This is a genomic window from Pararcticibacter amylolyticus (assembly GCF_003130405.1).
Taxonomy (GTDB): Bacteria; Bacteroidota; Bacteroidia; order Sphingobacteriales; family Sphingobacteriaceae; genus Arcticibacter; species Arcticibacter amylolyticus.
The window spans coordinates 1-24124 of sequence record NZ_QEAS01000005.1 but is presented as its reverse complement, the minus strand read 5'-3'; the positions used below and the strand labels follow the sequence as shown (position 1 = coordinate 24124).

Sequence of the window (24124 nt, the reverse complement as noted above, 5' to 3'; positions counted from 1 at the left end):
TGATTAAGGGTGGATGGATGTTACGGCCGGTCGGTGATCACCAGCATTTCGATTGGTCTATCTGCTTCCACGAAGCGCAGCCCGTAGGGGGCAAGTGCCTTGTTGAGCGACTGCACATCAGAGAGGTCGGCCTTCAGTTCGAGGTCTACCTTCTGGTGGTATCGCGTTTCATCGATCACCGGCATAGGGCTGTTCTGCAGGTCATAGCCTTCCAGCCGTTCTATCAGGCGGCTGAGGTATACGTTCCGGAGCTGGCAGCCGAAGCGGTCGAACCGGGCTTCGGGCTTTCCTCCTTTTGAGAACAGCTTATCTTCTGAGCCGGTCTTTACCAGCACCAGGCATTTGCGGGGCGAGGTATCCAGCCGGGCTTCGTACTGCGGCAGGTAACGTCTCAGGTCTTCCTGCATCCGAAGGAACAGGTCCGCCTTTCCGGAGGCTGGCAGGATCGCTTCATAACAGTAGGTATGGGTAAGCTTCCACTGGTCATAGGGAAGGCTGTCGGCTTTCGTCCAGCGAAAGGCGGCGGCATCCTTTAAGCGGAGGTCCATGCGGTTTCCCCGGATAAAGCGCTTGCCACCGCCATAGGCCAGGCCGAAGAACCAGTCGGGGGAGACATTGCGGAAAACTACTTTTACCGTATTGCTGTCCTGGCGGAAGAGATTGTAGCCGGAAGGATAAAGGCCGGTGATATAGCGGGTAAACAGGGAGTGGTACAGGAAGCTCCTGCTGCCGTCGTCGCCGTTGCCCCTGTACAGCAGGGGTGCTTTGTTATCATAGTCAAGGGCGGGTGCATCTTCTTTTGGCCGGACATTCAGCGGGAGGCCGCTGAGTGCTTTCCTGATGTTTTCAGCGGTGATGCTTTCTCCCCCGGTGATGTGCCTGACGGTTCCTGTGGCGTCTATCCAAACTTCGTGCGGGAGCAGGGTATGGGGAAAAAGACGGTGGAGCAGGGTATCGCCTGTTAGTTCGGGCAGACTCCAGGCCCTCCCCTTTTGGCGCTGCAGGTTTTGCTGGAAGGCGTGGACTTCTGCTTCTTTCTGGTAGGTGACCGGCACAAACTGCACGTTTCCTTCAAAGGCTTTCTGAAGGCTATCCATTTTGGGCATCATGGCTATGCAGGGGGAACACCAGGTGGCCCAAAAGTCGAGGATGATGAGTTTGCCTTTGTAGCTGGCAAGGGTGGTTGGGGTGGGCTTACCGGTGTCACCGGAAAGCTGGACGCGTTGTTGCCAGAAGGTTTCGGGGACGGGGTCTCCGGGCCGGAGGCCGGCAGCGGGAGTCTGTGCATATGTACTGACGATGGCCATCAGGGAGAAGAGGATGATCATCAGGATGTAAAAGGCTAGCAGATACTGGCCGAGGAGCTTCTCGGGTGAGGCTGGCTCCTTTGGGGCGGGCAGTTCCGCAGGGTGTTCGTGTTGTTTCGATTTTTGCTTTAAAAAGGGCAATAGAAGTCCCTGTACTCGGATTTTGAGCATTTTTGATTAATGATTAGAGGATTAAGAAAATGAGAAAGGCCGGATGGCCGGGTTCGTCAGAGGGAAAAGGATAGGGTCATACGGGAGGGCAGATTAATAAGTCCCAGGAAGTAATGATATGGCTAAGCATGGCTGTCGCCTCCCTCCTTCCGGGATTTCTCCGCTTCGCTGGTATACTTATAAATATCGGATAAAAGGGTATCGAGGTTTTCGTAGAAAATCATGAGTTCGCTTCGCTGCTTGCGGGACAGGGAACCGAACTCTCCGGTCACGGCACAACGGACGAGGGTCCAGAGGTACTCTCTGCTGTAGGTTTCGTCGTAGTTGAGGATGAACTCACTGAATGGGGTCATTGGATGGATACCTCCTTCCCAGTTAGAGCGAACAAGCTTTGATGAGCTATCCGTGCAGGCTTCTCTCTAGAAATAGACGTGCCTATGTTAACTAAAGTGCAAGAACATACAAAGTGAAGAAATCCAAAGAAGGGATATCGAAATGGTTTTTTTTCAAATAGTGAATTGTTCATATTGCTCGCTTTTATAACGAGCTCACCCCCTTAAAGGGGGATCAGCTGCTTGCCAATCTCTGTAACAGAGGCTCTGGTGGGCCCACCTACTTGTTGTCTATGGTCAACGTTCAGCTTTATCGGAAATCCGAATACCATACAAAGGAATAAGCAAGCGCTGATCCTACCATAGAAAATCTTCAAAGATAGGACTTCAGCGCATTACTCACACTCGCATGGAGGGAAATTTACCAGATTTCTGTTGCGAGACGCTCGTTAATGTCTTTATAATTTAATGTTCGTAAAAATCAGATATCTATAGTTTATTTTTTCATATCAATTTGAATTACAAACGCTAAAATAAGAAACAAATTTCAAAATAGCAATACAAATTCTTTAAAATGAACACAAAATAGGCGCTCCATTTGTACAATGGAGGCATCGAAAAATGATAATCTTTCAGCTATCGTCGGCAGGAATATTAAAGAGCTAAGAATTCAAGCTAACTTAACAATTGAAGGCCTCACATTTGCGCTATCCATCTCCATTAGTTATACTCTAATGATAGAAAGAGGAGCTGCCAATATTTCAACCAGGCTTGCTAAAAAAATAGCTAACTTTTTCGACATAGAAATGGCACAGCTATATTCAAGTAAGCCAATCAAGATACGACCTCTCAAAATCCTTCCTGTAGAGCAATTTCACAAGGACAATAAAAACAATCCTAAATTTTTCCTTAGCAAAAGAACTGAATATAGCGTGGCAAGCTTTCTTCGCAATGTACTTCTTTCAGATGAGTTTGTTTTAGAATATCATAGCGTAGGAGACTTGAGAAATTTTAGCAAGGAAAAATATCAACGGGACTTGAACAGCCAGGAGTTATCAAGAGAACTACGTCGACTCTACATGAAAGGGATCCTTGAAAGGGATGATAGGTTCAACAATGGGTCAGTTTACTTATATAAACTAAAGATTAGCAATGAGCAATTATGAGTCGCTTTAAAGTCTAGAGTAAAAGCGTAACCTCGAGAAGTTTCGGAAACAAAGGCTGCATCATAGGATTCTCGATGTAAACTTTCTCGTCCTATTGGTTTATCATTTCCTCTTTCTGCTTTTGTAGTGCCTAGTGGCTTATAACTCCCGAAGACACCTCTCATCTTGACTACCGACACAATGACGACTAAATCCAGCTAACCACATTATATATTTCATTTTTTTTACAAAAGTTACCTTATGAAGCATAGAGATGTTCCAGCAGAGCCCCTATGTTACTTCATTATCGCAAACTAACCAAGATTGCGTAAAATTCGAGTTCAAATACCTTTTCTAAATCTGAAGTGAATAACCACCATATCTGAAATTATTCTGGCACGTATGACTTTTTTATTAACTTGCCGCGATTTCCACATAAGGGGTACTAAACAAATGCACGTAATCACAATTAACTTCACAACAATCTGAAGCACTAATGACAATCTAACTCCTTATTTCCCGAGCAAATTAGGCAAAGCAATATTTTAAGAACTATTATCAAATGAAAAAAACTTTAATCATTTTCCTGGTCCTCGGATTGGGAGCTTGTAGAAAACAGGAACTAAGCTTAAAAGAACAGACAAACGATCGAACAAAACAAAAAAATGCCTCTATATCGTCAGCAGGGGATAACAGGTTTGACGCATTAGGATATGGATACGATGTCACCGGAGAATATGCACATTCCCTCTATACAAAAGCCCAGGTAGTTAATATACTCGCCTTGATGGCAGATCATCCGACTAGAGTAGATTCGGATAAAACTCACTATACAGATGGCAAGTTTACCGTAGGCTCTAATGCATATGATCTTACAAAAGGCTTAACTGCAAATGTCACAACGACCTTCGGAGGCATAGGTGGAAAGGGTTTCTTGGGCTTTAAGCAAACAATTAAGGCTGCTTTCAAAGATACATCTTCCTATTCCGAGAAATACGTTTATGCCCATTATTCGAGAATGCTCGCACGCAAGAGAGTCTTCTTTACGACTCCCACAATGGACATCCTTAAAAATTACCTATCTGAAAGCTTCAAGGAGGATTTAAAAACCGTCTCAGCTGCCGAATTGGTAAAACGGTACGGAACACATGTGCTCACAAATATAGTTCTGGGCGCAAAACTAGACATATTATATCAAACAGAAACGACCAAATCGGACAGATTTAAGGCCGGATCTATTGGCCTTGATGTTAATATATGGTCCGCATTTCATATAGAAGGATCTGCACATTATACGCAATCAGAAAATAGTGAGAACTATAATCAGACTATAAATTATACCTCCAGAGGAGGGGAAAATAATTTAAAAGTGGAAGGAAACATTTTCTTAGCTAAAGGAACTGATGTTCCTCCAACTATTAATTACTCCGATTGGGAAGCAAGCTGTTCAGACCGTAATATGACACTAATTAACTTCGGCCCTAACGGAATGTTACCACTTTGGGACTTTATCGAAGACCCTGCAAAAAAAGCTGAAGTTCAAAATTACATATCAGGATATCTAGAAGCGAATCAGGTTCATCTAATATACCGGACCCGAACGATTAAATCCAGTGCATTCTATAATGTATATATGCGATTAGACGGTTCTTCTTTCTCTCCTTTTGTTTCAGGTTCTGGAAAAGTAAATTGCCAATACGGCGCTGGGCCTTTTGAAAGTGTAAAAATTGCAAAATTGGAGGATGGAACTTACAGTATCGAATCAGGCGCATATCCCGGTCTATTTTTAAGGATGGATGGAACGGGTGTGACCGGGCCACTAGGAAACGGCGGCGGAGTCGTGAACCTCCAAGATAGTGCAGGAGGCTATGAGAGATTTAATATTAACCGGGAGTCTGATGGTAATTACTCAATAAGATCTGCTACTTTCCCTGGCGTATTACTAAGGATGGACGCATATGGTGTTACAAAGCCGTTATCCTCCGGTGGAGGAAAAGTCAATTGTCAAGGCGGAGGAGGTGCTGGTGATTATGAAAAATTTATAATAGAGCCCGCACTGACATTTTAATCATTCAAATTCATCCAATCGCTTTTGCCTAATTATCTAGCGTTTAGAGATTAATTGCTTTATATCCTGCCGCCACAAAGCATCCGCTTATTGCGGCAGGATATAATTAAATAGTGTATATTTATGTAGTTTGTAATATGAATCAACCTAGTATGGGGTTTGCTCAATGAAGGAGCCATTTCCTGCAGATTTTCTTACAAGTAACCATTTAAGGCCTCAATAATATGACAATTAATACATTATCATTCTGGTTTATGCAACATGAGGATCGCGATCAGGAGTTACATTTAGAATTTTATGGATTAAGTTTTTTATTACTGAATCTGCTGAAAGAAAAATATGAAGGTAAACGTATAGAGTTTGCCAACCTTCATTTTTATGCCCAGTCGGTATTTGATCAACATCCTAAATTAATAAAAGAGGAGCCTTATTTCTTTAGAGGGCATTTGCTATATTATGGTGTCATAGATTATGAAAATTTCCTACCCATTCCTTTTAAAGCAAGAACCGCATTTATTTGGGAAAAGGCATGCGAATATCTGAAATATTGCGGTAAGCACATGAAAAACAAGAGCTTACTTGAGGCGGTTGATTATGCTTATGAAAAAGGAAAATCACTTGATTATTGTACCAATAGTGAAGTGGTAACTGCTGATTTGCTTTTGTTCGGGATGACATTCCAAGCTGCCATTTTAATTATTTTTGGAAGTGATGTAATGAGAGCAAAGCTAGTTCTAAAATCATCAGGAAAGGTAGTGTTTGAGAAAGATGTTGATCAAGGAAGAAGGGGTGCGGGCCTTTTTCTGGAGATATTTTCACGGATTGTTGCTATCGGAAATGTTATCCATATTGAAGGCCCTAAAAACATAGAAGGTTTTCCTAAATTAGTTCCAATTTCTAAAGAAGATTTGGACTTGATAAAGTAAATCGAAAACGAGAGTTAACCAAACTCCTGGGAAATTGGAGATCGAATTGCCAATATTCAGCCACTTGTATGCTGAAAAGGTTGATTCCTTTACATACTGTTGCTTGTCGGCTTCCCATAAATTGATGATGTAAGAATCCTTTTTTGCTCGTTCATGCTTTTTGTTAACAATATTTCCAAACAAAGAAAGGCATCATCTGAAGATTTTACCGGATGATTCTTCAATGTACCAATTGGGGAGGCTTTTGAAAGGGGAAAAGTGAAAAAAAATAAAGGGGCAATGAAACAGCCATATAAGGAATTGGGGCGGCTTTGGTAACGTCAATCTGGAAATAAAAAAAACAGCTTCTCATGCTGTGACTTAAAACAAGAAAATCGGCAGTTTTAAGCAAAATTTCCTATCGTATATTTACAACCTATTCCAAATTTGGGAAGGTTACACGGCTAGAACACCTTAAGGTTACCGATCTTACATAAAGATAATATATCATAAAAACATCTTCATATTTTTACTAGCTTTCCTATATAATGTTTTATTGAGGCAAATGGAACTTCCATATCAAGAACGCTTACCAGTACCTTTACTCGCTGCATGTTTTAATAACACTTCAGCATCGTATAAATTTTATTGGTTCTTAGGCATTCTGAATCGCCTGGAGCAGGGCGAAACAACAATCTTAAAGCGGCATTTATTTGCAGAGATGACTGCACAGGCTTGGTACACGGTAAATTATTTCAAAGTGTCATTTGGGAAACAAGATAAACTTCATGAAGCGATCGAACGCATTAAAGGTATAGAGATACTTCCAATCGACATGGATCGTGATACGATCTTTAAACGACTGACTCAAACGACCAATAAAAGCACGCTGAGCGAATTATCCTATTTCAATGGTGAGGTACCCCACCGCTTTTTGAGTCCTTGGTTCCGGACTGGGGATAAACAAGTAGTTTATCAATCTTCTCAATGTTTTGAAAACGATTGTATGTATGCTTTGTACCTGGAATATATTGAGCTCAACCCGGCTTGGATAGGTTATCTCACCTATCACAGTCGCATTCTTAAAAACTTTTGTTATTGGAATCTGGCAGTGTACTTACAGAACAGAAATCCTAATGTTCCTGACCTTCCTAATAAGCTAATCAAACTACCTGTCCGCAAGGCTCTTACTACCCAACGTAAATTCTGGGACCTGGTAATTATTGAGCTGGGTAGTGTGGATTGCATATATACTAATAAACCATTATTTATCGGGAACTATTCAGTAGAGCACTTTCTACCTTATGCATTTGTTTCGCATGACCTTATGTGGAACCTAATTCCCGCAAACAAGTCTTTTAATAGTTCGAAAAGCGATAAACTGCCCCCCTTGGACCGATATTTTGAACCCTTTTTCAAGCTGCAAAAATAGGCCGTCGAGATCGTTCAACAAAAAGCGCCCCATCATAAACTTCTTGAGGATTATTTGACAATTGTTCCGGATCTTTCGTTATTTGAAAGCAATCGCGTTTTCGAGCAACTGCAACCTATGGCGACAATTGCGCTGAATAATGGGTTTGAAATGATGGGGTAGTTTTAAAGGCGTAGCGGTCCAGAATAATATAGAAGGCAAAAACGCACCCAGGATAGCTCAAAAGCAAGGTTCTTATACTGAAAAAAATCAACTCTACCTATTGATAAATTGTACCTGAGGGGCCATTTAGATTTCTGCTGTCTTGCCGTCGGTAAGCAGGGCGAAGACGGGCAACTGCCCGTCATACTCAAGCACCACATGCAGCTTAACAGCTCCTTGGTTCTGCGATAGTTTGCCCAGTCAAATATTTCCACACGCAGGTGTCTTCTAAATAAATGTTTGACACTCTAGAAAAAATACTATTATTTTTAGCGCTTGTTCGAACGCTCTATAATGACCATCTTTGGTAAGATTTCCAACATTGTTAAACGTTTAATGCTGATCCCATGAGTAAAATGCTCGCTGAAATAAGACGTATTGTAAACGAGGATATTAGCAATCGAGTAACCCAATATGACGTACTGTTTGAAGCGATAACCAATGCTATCCACGCAAACGCCCAGAACATTATTTGTGCATTAAATTCATACGATAATCTGTTTCAAAGCGACACGGTAATTTGCAAGAAAGTTGATACCATTACAATAACTGACGATGGTGATGGCTTTAATCAGGAAAATTATAGCTCTTTCTGCAAGTACAGAACTGAGTTCAAGAAGGAATTAGGAGGAAAAGGCGTCGGCAGGTTTGTATTTTTAAAGGTGTATGAGTACGCCATTTATAAAAGTCAGCTAAAAGAAGGTCAGGAAGAAGTCTCATTCAAATTTGATCTAGATTTTGACACAGAGGATACTAAAAGAGCTTCCTCCAATATCGACACTAATTCAACGGTGGTTATGCTTACCCATCTTACATCTCAATATAAAAATCAAAGTAAAAATTTAGATCGGCGTATCGAGTTAAATCTAGATACTATTAGGGAAAGAGTATTACTTAATCTCATTCCAACGTTATTTTTCTACAAGAAAAAAAAGTTGAGAATCAATATTCAAATAGTTGACGACACAACGTCAAAAAGTGTCTCCATAACTGATGCTGACATACCTAACTTTCGGGAACAAAAGTTTCAGGTTAAAAACCGGGAAGGGCAATTATATGATTTTTTGCTAAACTATATCATCTTCAATGCCAATGGAAATTTGCATTCTTTTTATTGTGCTAATAATCGTACAGTGTGTGAATTCACGGAAAAGGACTTAAATATTACTCTTCCCTGGGGATATTCGGGGTTCTTTCTACTTGAATCCGACTATCTGAACACTCATGTAAACAACGAACGAAATGATTTTGATATATGGCCCGTTAGGACGGATTTATTCTCATCTATTTCGTGGGATATGGTTAACACGGCACTGAAAGGTAGAATTGCTGAAATAATCAAAAAAGATATTCCTTCAGCCCAGCAGATAAACAAAGAGAAATTACACGACATTCAGAATGAGCGACCATATCTAATGAATTATATTGAAGATGACGATATAAATATGGCCGGGTTTCTCGACAAAAAGCATATCGTTGAAAAAGCAAAAAAGCGATTTGATACAGCTAAAGAAAAGGTACTTTCTAATGGCGGAAAAAGTGAATATACTAATCAGGAATTACAGGAAGCGATACAACTAGCTCAGAACGAGTTGGTATCGTACATCAATGACAGAGTGCTGGTTTTACAACGATTAAAAACACTTGTCGATAAAAAAGAAAAGGTGGAGGCCATAATCCATAATCTTTTTATGGAAAAACAGACAGATGACAATTACTACTCTATTGGTAAGAATAATTTATGGCTACTGGATGATAGATTTACTACATATAGTTATGCGGCAAGTGATAAAAAGATAACCGAAGTGTTAAATAGCCTAGGCGAGGATGATATTGAAAATATCGACAACCCTAATGATCGGCCCGATCTATCCTTATTTTTTTCTCAGGACCCTAATAAGTCTGCAAACCTAAAATCAGTGCTGGTTGAATTAAAGCCATTCGATTTTTCCAGCAAATCAGATCGAAAAAAGTTTCAAGGTGTACAGCAATTGATAGACTATGTTAAAGCTTTCAAAACCAGGGAAAAAATAGAAGAAATATATGGGTTTCTGATAACCGATATTGATTCAAAACTAGCTGAACGCTTGATCGGAGACGGTTATACTCCTCTTTATTCACAGGAATCTCCGATATACCATCGCTTTTATGATAAAATAGGAATTTCGATTTATGTTGTCAGCGCCAAGACACTAATTATTGACGCGGAGGCAAGAAATAAAGTATTTTTGGACATCATCCGAAAACAAAGCAAGTTGAGCAACTTCTTAAAAGAAGAAGCACAAACTAAACAAATTTAATATTGACAACCAAGATCGTGCACAATAAATCTAATTAATATAAATGAAAGTATTCATTAGTTGGTCGGGCAATAAAAGCCACAAAGTCGCTCTAGTTTTTAGAGAGTGGCTCCCTTCTGTAATACAGTCGATCGAGCCCTATGTATCATCAGAAGATATTGATAAAGGAGCAAGATGGAGTACGGATATTGCAAAGGAGTTGGAGAACTCAACTTTTGGGTTATTATGCGTAACCAAAGAAAACCTCAATGCTCCATGGCTTTCATTTGAAGCTGGGGCTTTATCTAAAACCATGGATAAGTCGTTGGTTAGCCCGTTCTTGTTTGATATTAAACGATCTGAGGTAAACGGGCCTATTCTTCAGTTCCAATCCACTATCTTCGAGAAGGAGGATATAAAAAAGCTTCTGAATTCAATGAATAAAGCATGCGGCGAGGGCTGCATTTCTAATACGATGTTGGAAAAGGCGTTTGACGTCTGGTATCCAACGCTAGAATGTGACTTACTTGCTTTAAAAGATATTTCCGATGACTCTGAGGAGAATGCAAATGCTCCTGCACCTAAAATTCATACTGCTGAGATTCTTGAGGAAATATTGGAGCTGTCAAGAAATAACCAAAAATTATTACGAAATCCAGAGCCTAAAACAATCGAGAGTATTGAAGAAATAAAAAAGCTGGTTGCCGAACAGCATGTCAGAAATGAAAAAAATAACGAGCTCAGGCGAATGTCAAGGAATCTACATCCTATGTTTATTGAAGAGATTTTGCACGTTCCACCGAGGGCAGGAAAGAATTATTGGGGACTATTAATGGTGTTAGGCTTACTAAGAAATGACCTCCCTTGGATTTACGATTTAGGTAAAGAACTGATTGATATATTGAAAAGCACTTCCAACAAAGAAGACAAGCAAGAAGCGATTGAAACATTTCGTATGATGATGGAAACCTCCTTGGAGCATCCGATGATGAGAGAGTTTTATGGCACAAGAAAAGACTTGATGTTTGTGAAGGAATTCCCTTACATCGTTAATAGATATCTTGAAGATGTTTCAATAACTGAATAATTATAGCCCCGATAATGCTTTCAAGAATATCAACATCGGGAAAATATTGTAATAGGAAGCGACAAAAAAAAAGCATTAGGCAGACCAATGAAGGGTTTTAGAGTAAATTTTTCAGTCGTTTTTTTATCGGCGATAGTGCAAGTATTATTTCATCTAATAGCCCCCAAAAATAACACCAGTTACATAGTCGATTATTGCTTCTCAATATTTATGTCGCTGTACTGTTATTTCTATTTCATTTTATATAGTTTAGAACAAACTGCAAAACTTGATTCTAAACAAAAGTCATATCCGTGGTTCCTTTTAAAATTCATGGTGATTTTCATTTACTTGATCCTTGTTTTTACCTTTCAAAATTGGTTCATCTATGAATTAGACCGAGAGAACTTTGAATTTTCTGAAGATCATTTAGACATTTTTAAACTAGCATTCTATTTTTTCTATTACAGTTATTTAACAATCACCAATATAGGGACAGATGAAATCGTAGCCAATAGCGTAATTGCCAAATGTTATTATATGTTCGGAACCTTTTTAGGTTTTTCCTATCTAGTTCTCTTTTTGGGCGGATTAGCAGAGATAAGGTCATTTCTAAAATCAGGACAACGGTATATAAATACAAATACGGAGGACTAATTGAGAGGATGGATACATATCTTGCATGACTGGCAATTCACATTCATCAAGAAGCATGATGAGTGTTTCATTTATAAACTGTTGCCAAAGAGGATTTAATATAAATCAACCAATTCTTCTTGCTAGCCACATTGTGTGTTCTCTTGATATGGCTTGCTCGGCTTCTAAAACAAACTGGTTAAATGACCTTTGGTCTTGAATTATTCCAAATCTTGTTTTAATGATATTCAGCTCCTGATGAGTCAGAGCATAGGCCTGATGCAAATCTTTAAATTTATAAAGTTCAACTATAGCAATCAATGATGTGGCAATAAAAACCATTATTCCATTCAGATTCACTGACGTGTTTTGCCCGTTGTTTTTTACAAGGTAAAATCCAGCTATGAGTTGGCAAACAAAAATAGCCCAGGAGCATATATTTCCAGCTAGTTTATAGTTTATACTCTTTTGACGATACCAGCTAATTTGGTTCTCTATTCTATGTGTTTTATAGTAATCTTTACGTTCCAATAGGTTTTTATTCCTAATAGCATCCATTTCAGCGGTTATCACATCTGAATGATATTTATTAGGTTTAGGGATAAAGCCATCTTGGTTAGCTTGAGCATTGATTGCACTTATTCTATCAGTAAAACGAATCAGATTCTGACGGTCATCATTTGCATCGAATGGATCAATATGCATCATATATCGCCAGCTCAGAGTTTTCATGGATTCTGCAATTGCTCGCCCCTTGTACCAACTTTTCTCTGGTTTTAGAAGTGTTAGTAATAAGGTCATAGCTCCAGAAATGAAGACAGCAATTCCAGTATACCGTTTAATCTCCTGAAAAAAGTCCAAACTATCGACCAGTGTAGCAAGAAACATAAAACCTATACTTACCCAAATAAAAACTTTATAGGTTTTCTGGGCGAACTTAGAAGCATTGTCGCTATCTACGTAGTAACACGGAAAATCTTTCTCTTTCATTTTTCTAAACTTTTGCGTAAGTTCTTATTGCATTTACTATACTCTCTGTATTCCACCGTACAACTTGTATCGAATAATCTTGAACAATTTTAGATACTCTTTGTTGCCCAAATGGGGCGACTCCCACAACTGGGATATAACGTTGGTATGCTGTCTCCAATTCATAGTACATCCATTCACTATAACTGGCATACATTCCCCCAATTGCTAAAACTAAATGGGATGTGATTATTTTGCTTCTAAGTGCCCGTTTCACATAAACTGCACGTTCAGAGTTTATAGGCATATCGATAGATGCCTCTAAAAACTCAACGTTAAAATACCCCCTGCGAAGCAACAAAGATCGTAATTTAACAAGATCTGTATGGTAGTCCCAACAATGGCTTATAAATATTTTAAACTCCCGTGCCATTACGTTTTATTACCGATAACAAATAACTCTTGTTGTCTATGTATGTCTTGACTTTCCATCTTTCATCCGTAATCTGGTAAAACCATTTTTCGCATTCAATGCCTTTTTCTTCCTGTTCCGTTGCAAAATAGCAATTTGCCATTGTGGCGTAAATCCAGCATTTATCTATACGTTGATCTATATCGCCCCTATTGATAATATCAAGTAAAATTTCGAGAATATGTTCTCTGGTCTTCCTTGCTTCGACCTTATAATAGACCCTCTCTTCAATATTTTCAGCGGAGATACTTTTGAAATTTGAGCACAAGGCATAATTTTCTCCATTATAATAATCATTTCTAATTTTAAACCCTTTTCCATAATAACCCAAAGCCCGATCTAAGTATCCAATATCTTTGTTGAATAGCCATAGATTTTTATAAATCGCGCCAGTTATCCCTAGAGTCTCGGGATCATTGGTATCACCTTCTGGATCGAGTTGGCTAATTATGCGTAAGGCGTCTACGAGTGCCGTTTGTTCCGTTGGATATTTTGCTTTGTAAATGCAAAGCGCCAGCTGTTGGACAAAATAAGGCTCACTCGGCACTATTTTATGCGCTTTTTCCCAATATACTGCTGCATCCTTGGCATTATCTTCATCAGCAAAAAGCTGCTTTGCTCGTTCGACAATAGCAAATATTCGTTCTTCTTTATCGGCCAGATCCCCAATTACCTTCTTATATTCTTCGGGCGGCAATGTAGGAGGATTTACATTGCTTAGGTATTCATAAAGCGGGCTATCGATTTGTTGAACCATTTCAACATGATGAATCAAATCAACAAGCTCCTGACGACAACGATGAGACTCGTCTACTCCAATATCTTCTCCTAAGTGAGTATATTGAAATATTCTATTATGATCTAGATCAAACGGAACTTTGCCAGACCTTTCCTTTAAAATGATTGTTGAAAATGGTCGAACGGCATGTCTAATACCCAGTTCATACAAGGCGTTGGGGTTATACGTCGAAATATCAGCTATTACCAAATCGGCATACATTAATAACGCATACATGCTTTTATCGATCAAGCCACTCTCTTTCACTTCATCCGCCCTAACACAATCCAAGCCTGACTCAATAACCGCTGGCTTAATTATATTCTTATATGTCTGATCAAGATCGATCGTATTGCCTGTTGACGGATCAGTCTTTTTCCCAAAGCCCATGATTACAAAGCATAAACGCTGTGCCATTCAAAATCGATTAAGGTCGTACGCGAGTTTTATTGGCTATTGGTTGGGAACGCTTCGAAAATGCTTGTTCTATATAAAACTCAGGATTTAGCTTAAATTCCTCCCATCTGACTAAAACACAAAATCTATCATCTTCACCATGGGCGCACTTGCCGTTAGGTATATAATAATTATAGCTAAATTCCGTTATAACCGTATCATTATTCAATTTAACCCAATTATGATTTCGGCCACATGTACTACAGTAGTATTGTCCACAATAAATTTTATCTGTAACACTTGGTAACACAACCCCCAATATTCCATTTTGGGTGTTTCCAACACCATGATATAAGGACGCTTGCAATTCTCGCTTTATATATTTTTGCTCGCTTTCTCCCAGGTTTTCGGCGCTTTTAGAACCGATTAAAAAAATCGTCACTGTTGAATCATGCAAATGATCTTCTCTAATGCGCCGCATAATATGCTCTTGATCTGACGAGTCGATTGAATAGTCCAATGATTTATCAATCATGTCTATATCCATATTTTCTTGAATATATTTCTTGTAAAAAAAATCTTCTGTTTTAAAAGAAATAAAACACTTGTGGCTCATGCTCATCAATTTAAAAACCAGTCTTTAAGTTTAACCTTTGTGTTATTCGGATACTGAACATACCAATCGTCAGAGTCTGAAATATTAAATGAATAACTACTTTGTACCTTTCCATAGATATTGCCATATTCTTGGTCGTTCCATGAACTGGGTTCATTTGTTAAAGGAAGTATAGCTACATTTTTATAATTAACGATCCGGTCTCCTAAGCCGAGTTCCCAAGGCATCCATTTTGATTTAGAACTGTTAGGGGTTGCTAGACAAATAAACTTGGAACATTTACTGATTCTATCGCGCAAGCGTCCAGCAATCTCTTCAGATGTTTTGTCTTCGAGCGTCTCGTCTAAATAGTCAATATAAACTGAAACACCTAAACTCTTCAGAAACCTTACGACCCCGGCTACCCAGTTCCTGTCTTCCCTTCGATATGAAAGAAACACCATGGATTCATGATATGTTCTTGCCCTTAGGGCAACGTTAAAATTTTCAGCTTTAGAAAAAGCTTGTGAGGTTAAATTGTTAAATGTTAAATATGCCATATTGTTATTTTATAATCGATATCTCAATAGTTATTATGCGGTTTCAGCATGTGTCATAAATACAAAAGCAACTAATAGGATTCTTTATTTCCAATTTCGAAGATTGACCAGTACCTAATATATATCGTCTCTGATCTTAGCCTTGTCTATATTCCAGCAGATAGATTTGGTTCTTTGAATTCCTTTAACCTGTATCTGGAATATATCTATTCCTTTCTGAACTTAGAGGTCAATAGCTTTAGTATTCCCCAGGGTCAGAGTAACATTGTAGCCTCTCCTCGAAAGCTCCGCGGCTACATAAAATTCCGAAGCTATTCCAGTTTGTGATTTTTCAAGCTTTAACATAAGAAATCTTTTCTGCTATTTGATAGGCGGCAACGCTGCGGATAGTTAGTCACGCTTATACCAGGGGTCTGTGTTACCGTCATCTTTATGAATAATTGTGTATTTATATTTGTTAGTGATTTATGCAATAAAGGTATGGAGGCGAAGTCATCCACGCTTACGGTTTCCCGTAATGAGAACATCGCGTTTAGTCCATATTCGCATTCAGTGAACTTTAACTGACGTATCAGCCGGATTTTATTTAAATGGCTTAAGCTTACCATGAGGCCTGGATTAATCGCCAGCCTTGAGGTATGTTCATAATAGGTTCCAGGTAAATTTAAAAGGGCGAAAGGACATTTGCAAGTAGGCCGAAGAATTTTTATACAGGCGCTTTCTGCTAGCCACGTATAAAGGAGTGCCTCCCCCTTTAACTTCCATGGTTATGATAAAAAACCTTTTGTTAGAGTCTGTTGGGGACAATACCGGGACAGTTCCGGGACAATAGGCGGGGCGCTACGTATTTTCTGCGAGTCGGCTGCGACTCTTCTGCGAGTCGTGCTCGGGTTGGAGTCGCAGCCGACTCGCAGAAAAGTCGCAAAAAAGTCACAGACTTGCCAAAATCGCCTCGGAACTGTCCGGAAGCGGTTCCGGAACAGTCTCCTGTCCTATTCCTAAAATGGCTATACACCTTGATGAATAAATCCCGAATTAATTATACACTGTATTATTTCCTGGTAATTCGCCAAATTCCAGGCAGAATTCCAGCACCCAGGCAAATTCGGGTAAATTCCCCGGAATTAATCCGGCCATATCTAACAATGCTTCCCACTAACGCACCTGGATTAATTGCTATGGCAAAGTATGCGGCAAAGTGCATGAATATCTTAAAACAGAATCCATTTGGAACGATAGGTTTTTTATTTTTACATTTGCCGTGTGCCAAGGAATAAAGAGTTTGATTATCAGGAGAAGCTAAAGGTTGCCCGTGATCTTTTTTGGAAAAAGGGTTATCAGGCTACGACCATGAATGACCTGGTAGACACATTAGGGATAAACAGGAGCAGCATTTACGACAGCTTTGGCAATAAGCACGCTCTTTTTTTGAAATGCCTGCATGATTATATCCAGGAAAAAGAATTGAGCTACCAGGCTTCGGCAAATAAAGGAGTGTCGGCTCTTGACTCGGCAATTATGATCATAAAGGATCTTGTCAGGACTATTTTGATTGACACCAAAACCTGTTTATCGATCAACTCAACGTTCGAGCTTTCCCGTATAGACCAGGATGTAAACCAACTTCTTAAACAGCAAGCCAACAATTCCATAAAGCTTTTTGAGGGTCTGTTCAGGAAGGCTCAACAGGAAGGAGAACTTTCGGCAGAGAAGGATCCCACTTTGCTGGCTTATTTTGTAGTGTCCAATTTTGCATCGCTATGGAATGCTGATCTGCTTTTCAATGATAAAAAACGATTATATCAGTTGACGGATTTCTTAATCAGTATCATCCGGGCTTAATTTTTTTTGACCTATTCTGGAACGATAGGTTGGTTATAGTATACAGTACAAGGTAAATTTCTAATGGTATGAATTTATCCGGTTTTTAAATAGTGATATGGAAATAAATAGTGTTGACCCTCGCCGGTGGATGGCGCTGGCTGTATTGCTAACCGGTACATTGTTACCGCCGCTGGATTTCTTTATCTTGAATGTTGCGCTGCCTGCTATCCGTACAGACCTCCATGCATCCCCCGCCGATTCCCAGTTGGTGGTATCGGTCTACGCTGCTGCCTATGCTGTCACCCTGATCCTGGGAGGCCGCTTAGGGGATATATATGGCAGAAAGCGCGTGTTCATTTTCGGAATGCTCGGTTTCGGAATTGCATCTGCCTTATGCGGTTTTGCTCCGTCGCCGGCTGTTTTGGTAACAGGCAGGTTGTTACAGGGTGTGATGGCAGCCATAATGGGTCCGCAATCGCTGGCATCCATTCATGCTATTTTTCCTCCGGAAGAAAAAAACCGGGCACTTAGCTTTTATGGAGCAACTTTCGGACTGGCTTCTGTGGCCGGACAGTTGCTGGGTGGTGTGCTGGTATCGGCTGACCTGTTTGGCATGGGCTGGCGAAGTGTATTCCTCATTAATTTGCCGGTAATAGCTCTTGCCATACCGGCCGCCTCACTTCTGCTTAGGGAAAACCGTGCTGAAAAGTCTGATGTACTGGACATTCCGGGCGCCATACTTCTCGCTGCCGGGCTATTGGCATTCGTGCTTCCGCTTATCGAAGGACGCGAAAATCACTGGCCATGGTGGTGCAAGGCCCTTCTGATCACAAGCATACCTTTGCTATTGGCATTCTGGCATTACGAAAAGAAGAAGGAATCAAGGGGTGCCTCGCCATTGGTTTATCCATCTTTATTCATGAAAAGCGGATTACGGAAAAATCTGGCCGCAGCATTCTTTTTTTATGCCCTGGCCTCTTTCTTCCTGATCTTCGCTGTATATGAGCAGGGGGCCCTGGGTAACGACACGCTGGCGACAGGTTTAGCCATCTTGCCGCTGGGGATCGGCTTTTTCCTTGGTCCATGGTGCAGCCCCTCTATAGTTAGCCGGCTTGGTTCCCGAACGGCCGCCTTCGGAATGATCCTTGAAGTCACCGGACTGATCTTCGCGGCTATACTCGCCCTGAACGGACGTACTTCCTATCTTCCTCTGCCTCTCTTTATCATAGGACTCGGACAAGGCATTGCCGTCCCGGCACTGGTACGCCTGAACGTCGACCAGGTCGATCCACGCTTTTCAGGGTTGGCCGCAGGCCTGGTAAGCGCTACTTTGCAAATAAGCGCTGCTGTCTTTGTTGCACTGATCGGCGGACTTTTCTTTACTCTCGCACCCGATGGCGCCAGCGCACCGGAAATTCAGCTTGCCTTTAGCATATCTGCTTCAGCTATAGGACTTTCTTTAGGAGTGGCAGCGATGCTCTGCTGGAAACGATCACTCAAGTGATGATAACGTTCCATTGCGGGAGGAAACAAGCTTTGGAGCATCTTTCCCATGCAAACTGCATAAGGGCTTCGGACCGGCTCCCCGCCATTCCCCTGATTGGGTTTTGATCTGCAACGCTACTGCAACGCTTTCCCTACGCTTTTGCTTCGACAATTCCCGAACGGAAAGCGTAGGGAAAGCGTTCCGAAAGCGTAGGGAAAGCGTTGCAGATCCGAAGCCAATCAGGAGCCAACCCGAACGAAACTACTGGCCAGGGGCAAGGAATTTTCTTATTTACCACGACAACGTGTGAAAAAACAAACTCAAATTTTCCCCCAGGGAATGCGACTATCCGACTGAATAAACTTAATTTTGCACGGAAGGCTATCTGCTTTTTATCATAGTTGAAATATGACATTCATGGCAAAACCACCTTTTTCTTTATTATTCCTACAGCATTCTTACCGTATATAGCTATAGATTACTTAAACACCAAAAATAATCACAATGAAAAGAAAACCACTCATTATCATCGCACTGCTCGCTTCCCTTGTATCACAAGCACAGGAGACCTTACAAACGGTAACAGACCGGGGATCGGGCACCAGCAATGGAAAGGAATTACAACTTTACTGGCCGAACGGTTTGGGATACACCTTTCTGGGAGGATACTCTAATGGAAACTATGGAAGACTGGGCGCCTGGTCACCAGCTACTGGTGGCTTTAGCAACCTGGTCATAAATGAAGGCGGTGGAAATGTAGGTATAGGAACGTCCAATCCCACAGCCAAGCTCACTGTCGCAGGTAACATTCAGGCCAGAGAAGTTAAAGTGTCAGTAGATGCCGGTGCTGATTACGTCTTTCAGAATGGATATGATCTTCGCCCAATTGATGACCTGAATGCATTTATCAGTAAAAACAAGCATCTTCCGGAAATTGACCCGGCAGATCAGATGACGAAGGACGGCGTCAATCTCAGTGAAATGAATATTAAGCTTCTTAAAAAAATAGAGGAGCTGACTTTGTATCTTATAGACATTAATAAACAGTTAAAAGACCTCAAGGAGGAAAATAGAGAGCTGAGAAACCTCATAAGCAAGTAATAACCAAACAGTCTGTTTTAATTCCTAATTCCCGGGTGCTTCCTCCGGGGAGGAAGACACTTAGGCTTAATAACAAAATGCCCGGCTCAGCTAAGAACCAGGCGTTTTGCTTTTATAATCGATACACGCGCGCACTAACTTTAGATAATCCAACCCGTTGCGCGGTTTGAGTAAAAGTAACACATGCCAAACTCAGTTTGCACCATCTTTCTTATGCAAAGACAGCCAGTTTTTGTGCCCACTCAAGTCTATATCTACCGACTGACGATGACCATAACGAATAGCGAGATTTGTGCCGCCACCCAAAAGCGCGGCGTTTAAAGCTATTTTGGCAGCATTTCAAGCGGTTTGTAATCTCTTTGACGAATCCTGCTGCCTCCTTACCATCGCTTTAATTAATGAGCTGATTTTACTACAATGCTCATAACCCTTACTTTGCCAATGGCTCTGTCTTGTGTACTTGGGTTTACTGCCCATGAATACCAGAAACAGCACTCAATACATGCCCCTCGATTTCTGTCGATAAAATAAAGTCATTATCTTTTGGGGATATTTGCGACATTTCCTCCTCGTCTGGATCGAAGCTAAGATAGAAAAGACTGCCCTTTTTAAGAAGCTTGAATGCCTCTACATTATAGAAGTAATAATTAGAATTATGATAAAACGCATACTCTTTCACATCTAAAAATCTAATTTTAAAGCACGTATCATTCAAGTATAACAATTTCATATCTACATCTACGACAAGAGCGTCATCTTCTGCATAAATACTGAATCCTAATATTTTACAACTCAAAATAGCAATCTCTCCTTGCAGGAGTTTAAACAGCTCCTCATTTTTCCACATTTGACTCATAATTCTTTACTTAGTTATTTAGCTGACTTTGCTTGTATTTATCTTTCTCTAATTCATTTGGTTTGGGAGGTCTACCGGGCTGGCGCTCCGTAGCACCTGAATCTTTAGGGTTAGGATTAGGCTTGTGATCATGGACATGATCTTTTTGCTCGTTTTCTGGATAACCCGGCCCATGCCCCTTATTGTACTCTTTCTGAACGCGTCCATTTGGTCCATATACTATATCTCGATTCATAGCGCCGGATTAGAGAATCTAACGCCTTACTTTTCGAGAACTCGATACAAGATTTCATATATGGCTTTTTCCCTTCATAATCCGCAATGTGTGTGGGTTCAATTGAATTAACAGCAATAGACGCCAGGCTGTCTATTGCATTATAAATATTGCTTTTGTCAGTGCTGGAATAATCAGTGAGTTCAACATAAATCGCTTGGCTGATATCGTTTTGAATCGCGGTATCTTGTTTTGCAATCATCCAAAAGCAACGACATAAAGCGTACTCTTTCAACCATTTCCGCCTCTCACTTAGACTCGCCTTGCCTGGCCTTTTTACTTTGCATCCCCCGGCCGAAAGTAAGACCCCTATTAAAGTCATTATAAAACAGATTTTTTTCATGGCAACTTCCAAAACTGTAATTTGCCCCCACCTTTGACATTAAAGTACTTATGCCTTCCTACTGCCATAACACCAGTCCAGGGCGTTGCATGACCATAAGCTTTGAATTGGCCTGGATTAATTGATTCTTCAAACTGCCAATTTTGGACAGCTGTAAGATCACCTCGATAAATTGCATTGACGATGCTCTCTTTTAGTATACTATTCTTTTTTCATATCTCCTGAAATCTTCAGGCAAATATTCAACTGGATTCCATTTTTCCATATCTGTGTATTGAATGTCAGTACATTCATTTATCAGTTAACTGTCCGATATGCTGTCCTAAGAACTTAATATTGGTTCCTTCTTTATACTGTGCTTCAAATTCAGAAACTACATCCACTTGTGCAATGGTCACTAATCTCTTTTCTTCTCCTAAAAGGCCCTCTAATATTATTTCTGCTGCAATAAGCTTGTCATCCTTACAAAAGTCAGCTAAATTAGGTGCTTCTATTATTATGTCAAACAATCCGTCACTATAATCCAACAATACATATTGCCATGAAGATGCAATGATTCGTTTCTTCCGGCCTCCTTTATAAAGATTGACAATGGGCTCCTTCCATTGCTTTGGTGGTTTAGCATAGTGAAACTCCCAATTGGGTATAGATGGAGAATTAGATATAATTTCTTTTGTTTGGGGCAGCAATTCATTTCTGCCTCCGGGAGATACTACCAGCATGTTCTCCATTTCGATTCCCGGTCCTAGTTCCCATGCGAAATTTCCAAGCTCTACGATGCGGCTATCTAATTCAGATAATAGATCTCCATTCTCAAAGTTCACTCCAAAATCTTTGTGGCAGGCTGAGAACCATTTCCAAAATTCATTCACTTGACTAAGCGTTAAATTCCTATTTTCCATTTGATACCCCACACCTAGTTACGTACTCTATCTACCTCATTCAGGAATAGCGTCATTTCTCTCGCTATCAAAGTTTCTAAAAAGAACCTTAATTGAGCCGGGCGTTGTTGTATTGGGTTGAAGTCCTAGTCTCCTTTCACCGAGGCAAACGCATAAGACTAAGGAAGTAATTATTTTTTCGTTATCCGGCTATATATTTTATATCCAAGAGCTGTAAGGCCAGCTAACACTACTCCACCAGCAAGGATAACAGCCCACCAATATATTATTACGTCTGTAAAGTAGTATGTGATAGATCTTAATATATCTTTCAATATATCACCCGTAAGTTGCTTATTTCCAATCAAATCCCCCAATGCAAAAGCATAGGTGATCAACATCAGTAATCCGATATATATTAATAGGCTCTTTCCAAATAACTTCATTTGTTTTCTCTCTTTCTATGTGGATCTTGTTGTTGAAATTGCTTATTCCAATCCGCAATTGTATATGTTTTCCCATTAGCACTTACACCTGTAAAATTCCCTTTATCATCAGTCGTAAGAGATAATGAAATGTTAGCAATCGGATTCTCTTTATTAGTTCCCCATAAACTTTGGTAAGGATTACCTTCTTTTAACCCAATCCCGAGGAATACTGACTGCCCCGAGGGGTCAGATACAAAAGCTTCAGTCGATGGGAAATTATCACCAGTAAGTTTGCCGGTTATTGATAACGTATTATCTTTCGATGTGATGGATAATGAAGAAAAAACATCTACGTCCGGAGTACCTGGAGGAGCTAACGGGTTAGCGGATGCAACATGTGCTTCTATACCGAAATGTTTGGCTCCATCACTGCCTGTAGAACTTGTAAATGATGAAATCTTTTGTTTTGGCATGGCTCTACTCTCAAACGTACCGTAAAGCGCATGTGTTTTTGAACTCCATGCCTGTGACGTTAAAGTACTTTTATCCGTATCAAACAACAGTCTTTGGGTAACTCTTGCTGTAGCTGGGGCTGTTGTATAACCGCGATTATCACCGCTATAGCCTCCTCCAAAATACTTATCAGGATGAAATGCCCTTACTGTAATAGGATAAGGTATCATCCCCCCGATATCAATAAATCGAAGAGGATTATTGAAAGCATAAGTATAAAGAGACCAAGAGGCCATTTTCTCCGCCAATGGATCCACACTTGTCCACCTCCCAACTACCGCATCATAGAACCTCGCCCCATAATCCAGCAGGTCAAACCCCTCCTGCAACTCCTTCCCGTTATAAAGATAGTTCGTTTTACTGGAACTTAAGCTGCCCCGAACCTTATTTAACCCGAATGGATAATAATCTTCCCGTTGCAGCACCTCCAGCTGTCCCGTCGAAGGGTTCCGGTAAAAGGCTACCCTGGTGTTGCCCAGGTGGTCCTTCACCCAGTACTCATAGCTGTAGCTGTTGCCTGAGCGCCTCAGCTGCCCTTCTTCGGTCAGCACTACCTTCAGGTCATTGTTCTCATACCGGGTACCACCCACGTAATCCGTGGTGGTCCCGGTCTTGCTGTTGTAACTGCGGAGCTTCTCCCCCGTGGCTGTATAGCTGTAGCTGAGCAGCGTGCCCGAGACGGAGCTTACCTGCTGGGGCAGGTTCAGGTGGTTATAGCTGATGCTGCTGATCCCGCGGCTGTCGTCTCTTGTCACGTTCCCGTTCACATCATAACGGAAGTACTTCGTGCCGTTAAACCAGGTGCCGCTTACCGCGTTCAGCCGGTTCCCTCTTGCCCCGTCATAGGTATAGTCGTAGCCCAGGGTCTTCCCGTCGCGGGTCATCGACAGCAGGTTCCCCAGGTTGTCATAGCTGATGTTATTCTCGCTCATGTCGGGGCTGGTGCCGGAGGTCAGCCGGTTCAGCGGGTCATAGCTGTAGCTGAAGGTCTTGCTGCTGCCTGCCAGCGTCCAGTTCACCGAGGTGATGTCCCCGTTGTAGCGGCTTCCTTCTTCGTAGTTCAGCGTCTGGCTGAACTCTGCGGAGCTGGTCCCTTTCAGCCAGCC

At 40.9% G+C, this 24124-nt stretch carries 22 protein-coding genes; 9 read left to right on the top strand and 13 right to left on the bottom strand.

The window, feature by feature from the left end; all coding sequences use genetic code 11:
• Positions 1-20 precede the first annotated feature (20 nt).
• Both DDR33_RS07325 and DDR33_RS07320 read right to left on the bottom strand, forming a co-directional pair.
• A complete protein-coding gene (locus DDR33_RS07325; RefSeq protein WP_109415133.1) occupies positions 21-1478 on the bottom strand; it encodes a TlpA family protein disulfide reductase in 1458 nt (485 codons plus the stop codon).
• A gap of 122 nt (positions 1479-1600) precedes the next feature.
• On the bottom strand, positions 1601-1831 hold the full coding sequence (locus tag DDR33_RS07320) for a hypothetical protein (protein WP_109415132.1): 231 nt from the start codon (positions 1829-1831) through the stop codon (positions 1601-1603).
• 584 nt (positions 1832-2415) lie between these two features.
• Between DDR33_RS07320 and DDR33_RS07315 the strand changes: the two genes are divergently transcribed.
• The 6 genes from DDR33_RS07315 (at position 2416) to DDR33_RS07290 (ending at position 10927) form a co-directional block, all read left to right on the top strand.
• A complete protein-coding gene (locus DDR33_RS07315; protein ID WP_109415131.1) occupies positions 2416-2976 on the top strand; it encodes a helix-turn-helix domain-containing protein in 561 nt (186 codons plus the stop codon).
• 541 nt (positions 2977-3517) lie between these two features.
• Positions 3518-5023, top strand: a complete 1506-nt coding sequence (locus tag DDR33_RS07310) for an MAC/perforin domain-containing protein (protein ID WP_109415130.1) — start codon at positions 3518-3520, stop codon at positions 5021-5023.
• 224 nt (positions 5024-5247) lie between these two features.
• Positions 5248-5949 carry a hypothetical protein gene (locus DDR33_RS07305; protein WP_109415129.1) on the top strand — a complete coding sequence of 234 codons (702 nt, stop codon included), beginning with the start codon at positions 5248-5250 and terminating at the stop codon, positions 5947-5949.
• A 544-nt stretch (positions 5950-6493) separates the two neighbouring features.
• Entirely contained in the window at positions 6494-7360 is an 867-nt protein-coding gene (locus tag DDR33_RS07300; RefSeq protein WP_238387703.1) for an HNH endonuclease domain-containing protein, read from the top strand.
• 548 nt (positions 7361-7908) lie between these two features.
• Positions 7909-9861: an ATP-binding protein gene (locus DDR33_RS07295; protein ID WP_109415128.1), complete on the top strand. Its 1953-nt coding sequence runs from the start codon at positions 7909-7911 to the stop codon at positions 9859-9861.
• 43 nt (positions 9862-9904) lie between these two features.
• Positions 9905-10927 carry a TIR domain-containing protein gene (locus DDR33_RS07290; RefSeq protein ID WP_109415127.1) on the top strand — a complete coding sequence of 341 codons (1023 nt, stop codon included), beginning with the start codon at positions 9905-9907 and terminating at the stop codon, positions 10925-10927.
• A gap of 741 nt (positions 10928-11668) precedes the next feature.
• On the opposite strand, the gene DDR33_RS07280 is transcribed toward DDR33_RS07290, so the two are convergent.
• The 5 genes from DDR33_RS07280 to DDR33_RS07260 are packed head-to-tail and all read right to left on the bottom strand — an operon-like array spanning position 11669 to position 15312.
• Entirely contained in the window at positions 11669-12532 is an 864-nt protein-coding gene (locus DDR33_RS07280) for a DUF4231 domain-containing protein (RefSeq protein ID WP_109415125.1), read from the bottom strand.
• Positions 12533-12536: 4 nt separating this feature from the next.
• The gene (locus DDR33_RS26960) at positions 12537-12944 is read right to left on the bottom strand and encodes a TIR domain-containing protein (protein WP_109415124.1); all 408 of its coding nucleotides are present in this window, start codon (positions 12942-12944) and stop codon (positions 12537-12539) included.
• Positions 12928-14178 (bottom strand): TRAFs-binding domain-containing protein, encoded by a 1251-nt coding sequence (locus DDR33_RS07270; RefSeq protein ID WP_109415123.1) that lies wholly within the window; start codon positions 14176-14178, stop codon positions 12928-12930. Before DDR33_RS07270 ends, DDR33_RS26960 begins: the two co-directional genes overlap by 17 nt.
• Positions 14179-14188: 10 nt before the next feature.
• Positions 14189-14773 (bottom strand): TIR domain-containing protein, encoded by a 585-nt coding sequence (locus DDR33_RS07265; RefSeq protein ID WP_109415289.1) that lies wholly within the window; start codon positions 14771-14773, stop codon positions 14189-14191.
• Positions 14774-14778: 5 nt separating this feature from the next.
• Positions 14779-15312 carry a toll/interleukin-1 receptor domain-containing protein gene (locus DDR33_RS07260; protein WP_109415122.1) on the bottom strand — a complete coding sequence of 178 codons (534 nt, stop codon included), beginning with the start codon at positions 15310-15312 and terminating at the stop codon, positions 14779-14781.
• Between the two features lie 1263 nt (positions 15313-16575).
• Between DDR33_RS07260 and DDR33_RS07255 the strand changes: the two genes are divergently transcribed.
• From DDR33_RS07255 to DDR33_RS07240, 3 genes are all read left to right on the top strand, one after another.
• On the top strand, positions 16576-17154 hold the full coding sequence (locus DDR33_RS07255) for a TetR/AcrR family transcriptional regulator (protein WP_158280667.1): 579 nt from the start codon (positions 16576-16578) through the stop codon (positions 17152-17154).
• Between the two features lie 97 nt (positions 17155-17251).
• On the top strand, positions 17252-18640 hold the full coding sequence (locus DDR33_RS07250; RefSeq protein WP_109415120.1) for an MFS transporter: 1389 nt from the start codon (positions 17252-17254) through the stop codon (positions 18638-18640).
• A gap of 486 nt (positions 18641-19126) precedes the next feature.
• A complete protein-coding gene (locus DDR33_RS07240; protein ID WP_109415118.1) occupies positions 19127-19723 on the top strand; it encodes a hypothetical protein in 597 nt (198 codons plus the stop codon).
• A 192-nt stretch (positions 19724-19915) separates the two neighbouring features.
• Here DDR33_RS07240 and DDR33_RS26955 read toward each other — a convergent pair whose 3' ends face one another.
• The 6 genes from DDR33_RS26955 to DDR33_RS07210 form a co-directional block, all read right to left on the bottom strand.
• Positions 19916-20029, bottom strand: coding sequence for a nucleotidyl transferase AbiEii/AbiGii toxin family protein (locus DDR33_RS26955; protein WP_158280666.1), 114 nt, complete (start codon positions 20027-20029; stop codon positions 19916-19918).
• 160 nt (positions 20030-20189) lie between these two features.
• On the bottom strand, positions 20190-20579 hold the full coding sequence (locus DDR33_RS07230; RefSeq protein WP_146198725.1) for a hypothetical protein: 390 nt from the start codon (positions 20577-20579) through the stop codon (positions 20190-20192).
• Between the two features lie 10 nt (positions 20580-20589).
• Complete coding sequence (locus tag DDR33_RS25555; protein WP_146198724.1) at positions 20590-20814, bottom strand: hypothetical protein; 225 nt, start codon at positions 20812-20814, stop codon at positions 20590-20592.
• Positions 20815-21486: 672 nt separating this feature from the next.
• Positions 21487-22098 carry a hypothetical protein gene (locus tag DDR33_RS07220; RefSeq protein WP_146198723.1) on the bottom strand — a complete coding sequence of 204 codons (612 nt, stop codon included), beginning with the start codon at positions 22096-22098 and terminating at the stop codon, positions 21487-21489.
• 170 nt (positions 22099-22268) lie between these two features.
• Complete coding sequence (locus DDR33_RS07215; RefSeq protein ID WP_109415113.1) at positions 22269-22523, bottom strand: hypothetical protein; 255 nt, start codon at positions 22521-22523, stop codon at positions 22269-22271.
• Positions 22520-24124, bottom strand: a 1605-nt coding sequence (locus DDR33_RS07210) for an RHS repeat domain-containing protein (protein WP_146198722.1), incomplete at its 5' end; no start/stop codon positions are given. The genes DDR33_RS07210 and DDR33_RS07215, both read right to left, overlap by 4 nt.

Excerpts from the sequence above, each read along its gene's own strand:
- DDR33_RS07325 (WP_109415133.1), bottom strand. The coding sequence starts at position 1,478 with ATGCTCAAAATCCGAGTACAGGGACTTCTATTGCCCTTTTTAAAGCAA.
- DDR33_RS07320 (WP_109415132.1), bottom strand. The coding sequence starts at position 1,831 with ATGACCCCATTCAGTGAGTTCATCCTCAACTACGACGAAACCTACAGC.
- DDR33_RS07315 (WP_109415131.1), top strand. The coding sequence starts at position 2,416 with ATGGAGGCATCGAAAAATGATAATCTTTCAGCTATCGTCGGCAGGAAT.
- DDR33_RS07310 (WP_109415130.1), top strand. The coding sequence starts at position 3,518 with ATGAAAAAAACTTTAATCATTTTCCTGGTCCTCGGATTGGGAGCTTGT.
- DDR33_RS07305 (WP_109415129.1), top strand. The coding sequence starts at position 5,248 with ATGACAATTAATACATTATCATTCTGGTTTATGCAACATGAGGATCGC.
- DDR33_RS07300 (WP_238387703.1), top strand. The coding sequence starts at position 6,494 with ATGGAACTTCCATATCAAGAACGCTTACCAGTACCTTTACTCGCTGCA.
- DDR33_RS07295 (WP_109415128.1), top strand. The coding sequence starts at position 7,909 with ATGAGTAAAATGCTCGCTGAAATAAGACGTATTGTAAACGAGGATATT.
- DDR33_RS07290 (WP_109415127.1), top strand. The coding sequence starts at position 9,905 with ATGAAAGTATTCATTAGTTGGTCGGGCAATAAAAGCCACAAAGTCGCT.
- DDR33_RS07280 (WP_109415125.1), bottom strand. The coding sequence starts at position 12,532 with ATGAAAGAGAAAGATTTTCCGTGTTACTACGTAGATAGCGACAATGCT.
- DDR33_RS26960 (WP_109415124.1), bottom strand. The coding sequence starts at position 12,944 with ATGGCACGGGAGTTTAAAATATTTATAAGCCATTGTTGGGACTACCAT.
- DDR33_RS07270 (WP_109415123.1), bottom strand. The coding sequence starts at position 14,178 with ATGGCACAGCGTTTATGCTTTGTAATCATGGGCTTTGGGAAAAAGACT.
- DDR33_RS07265 (WP_109415289.1), bottom strand. The coding sequence starts at position 14,773 with ATGAGCCACAAGTGTTTTATTTCTTTTAAAACAGAAGATTTTTTTTAC.
- DDR33_RS07260 (WP_109415122.1), bottom strand. The coding sequence starts at position 15,312 with ATGGCATATTTAACATTTAACAATTTAACCTCACAAGCTTTTTCTAAA.
- DDR33_RS07250 (WP_109415120.1), top strand. The coding sequence starts at position 17,252 with ATGGAAATAAATAGTGTTGACCCTCGCCGGTGGATGGCGCTGGCTGTA.
- DDR33_RS07240 (WP_109415118.1), top strand. The coding sequence starts at position 19,127 with ATGAAAAGAAAACCACTCATTATCATCGCACTGCTCGCTTCCCTTGTA.
- DDR33_RS07230 (WP_146198725.1), bottom strand. The coding sequence starts at position 20,579 with ATGAGTCAAATGTGGAAAAATGAGGAGCTGTTTAAACTCCTGCAAGGA.
- DDR33_RS25555 (WP_146198724.1), bottom strand. The coding sequence starts at position 20,814 with ATGAATCGAGATATAGTATATGGACCAAATGGACGCGTTCAGAAAGAG.
- DDR33_RS07220 (WP_146198723.1), bottom strand. The coding sequence starts at position 22,098 with ATGGAAAATAGGAATTTAACGCTTAGTCAAGTGAATGAATTTTGGAAA.
- DDR33_RS07215 (WP_109415113.1), bottom strand. The coding sequence starts at position 22,523 with ATGAAGTTATTTGGAAAGAGCCTATTAATATATATCGGATTACTGATG.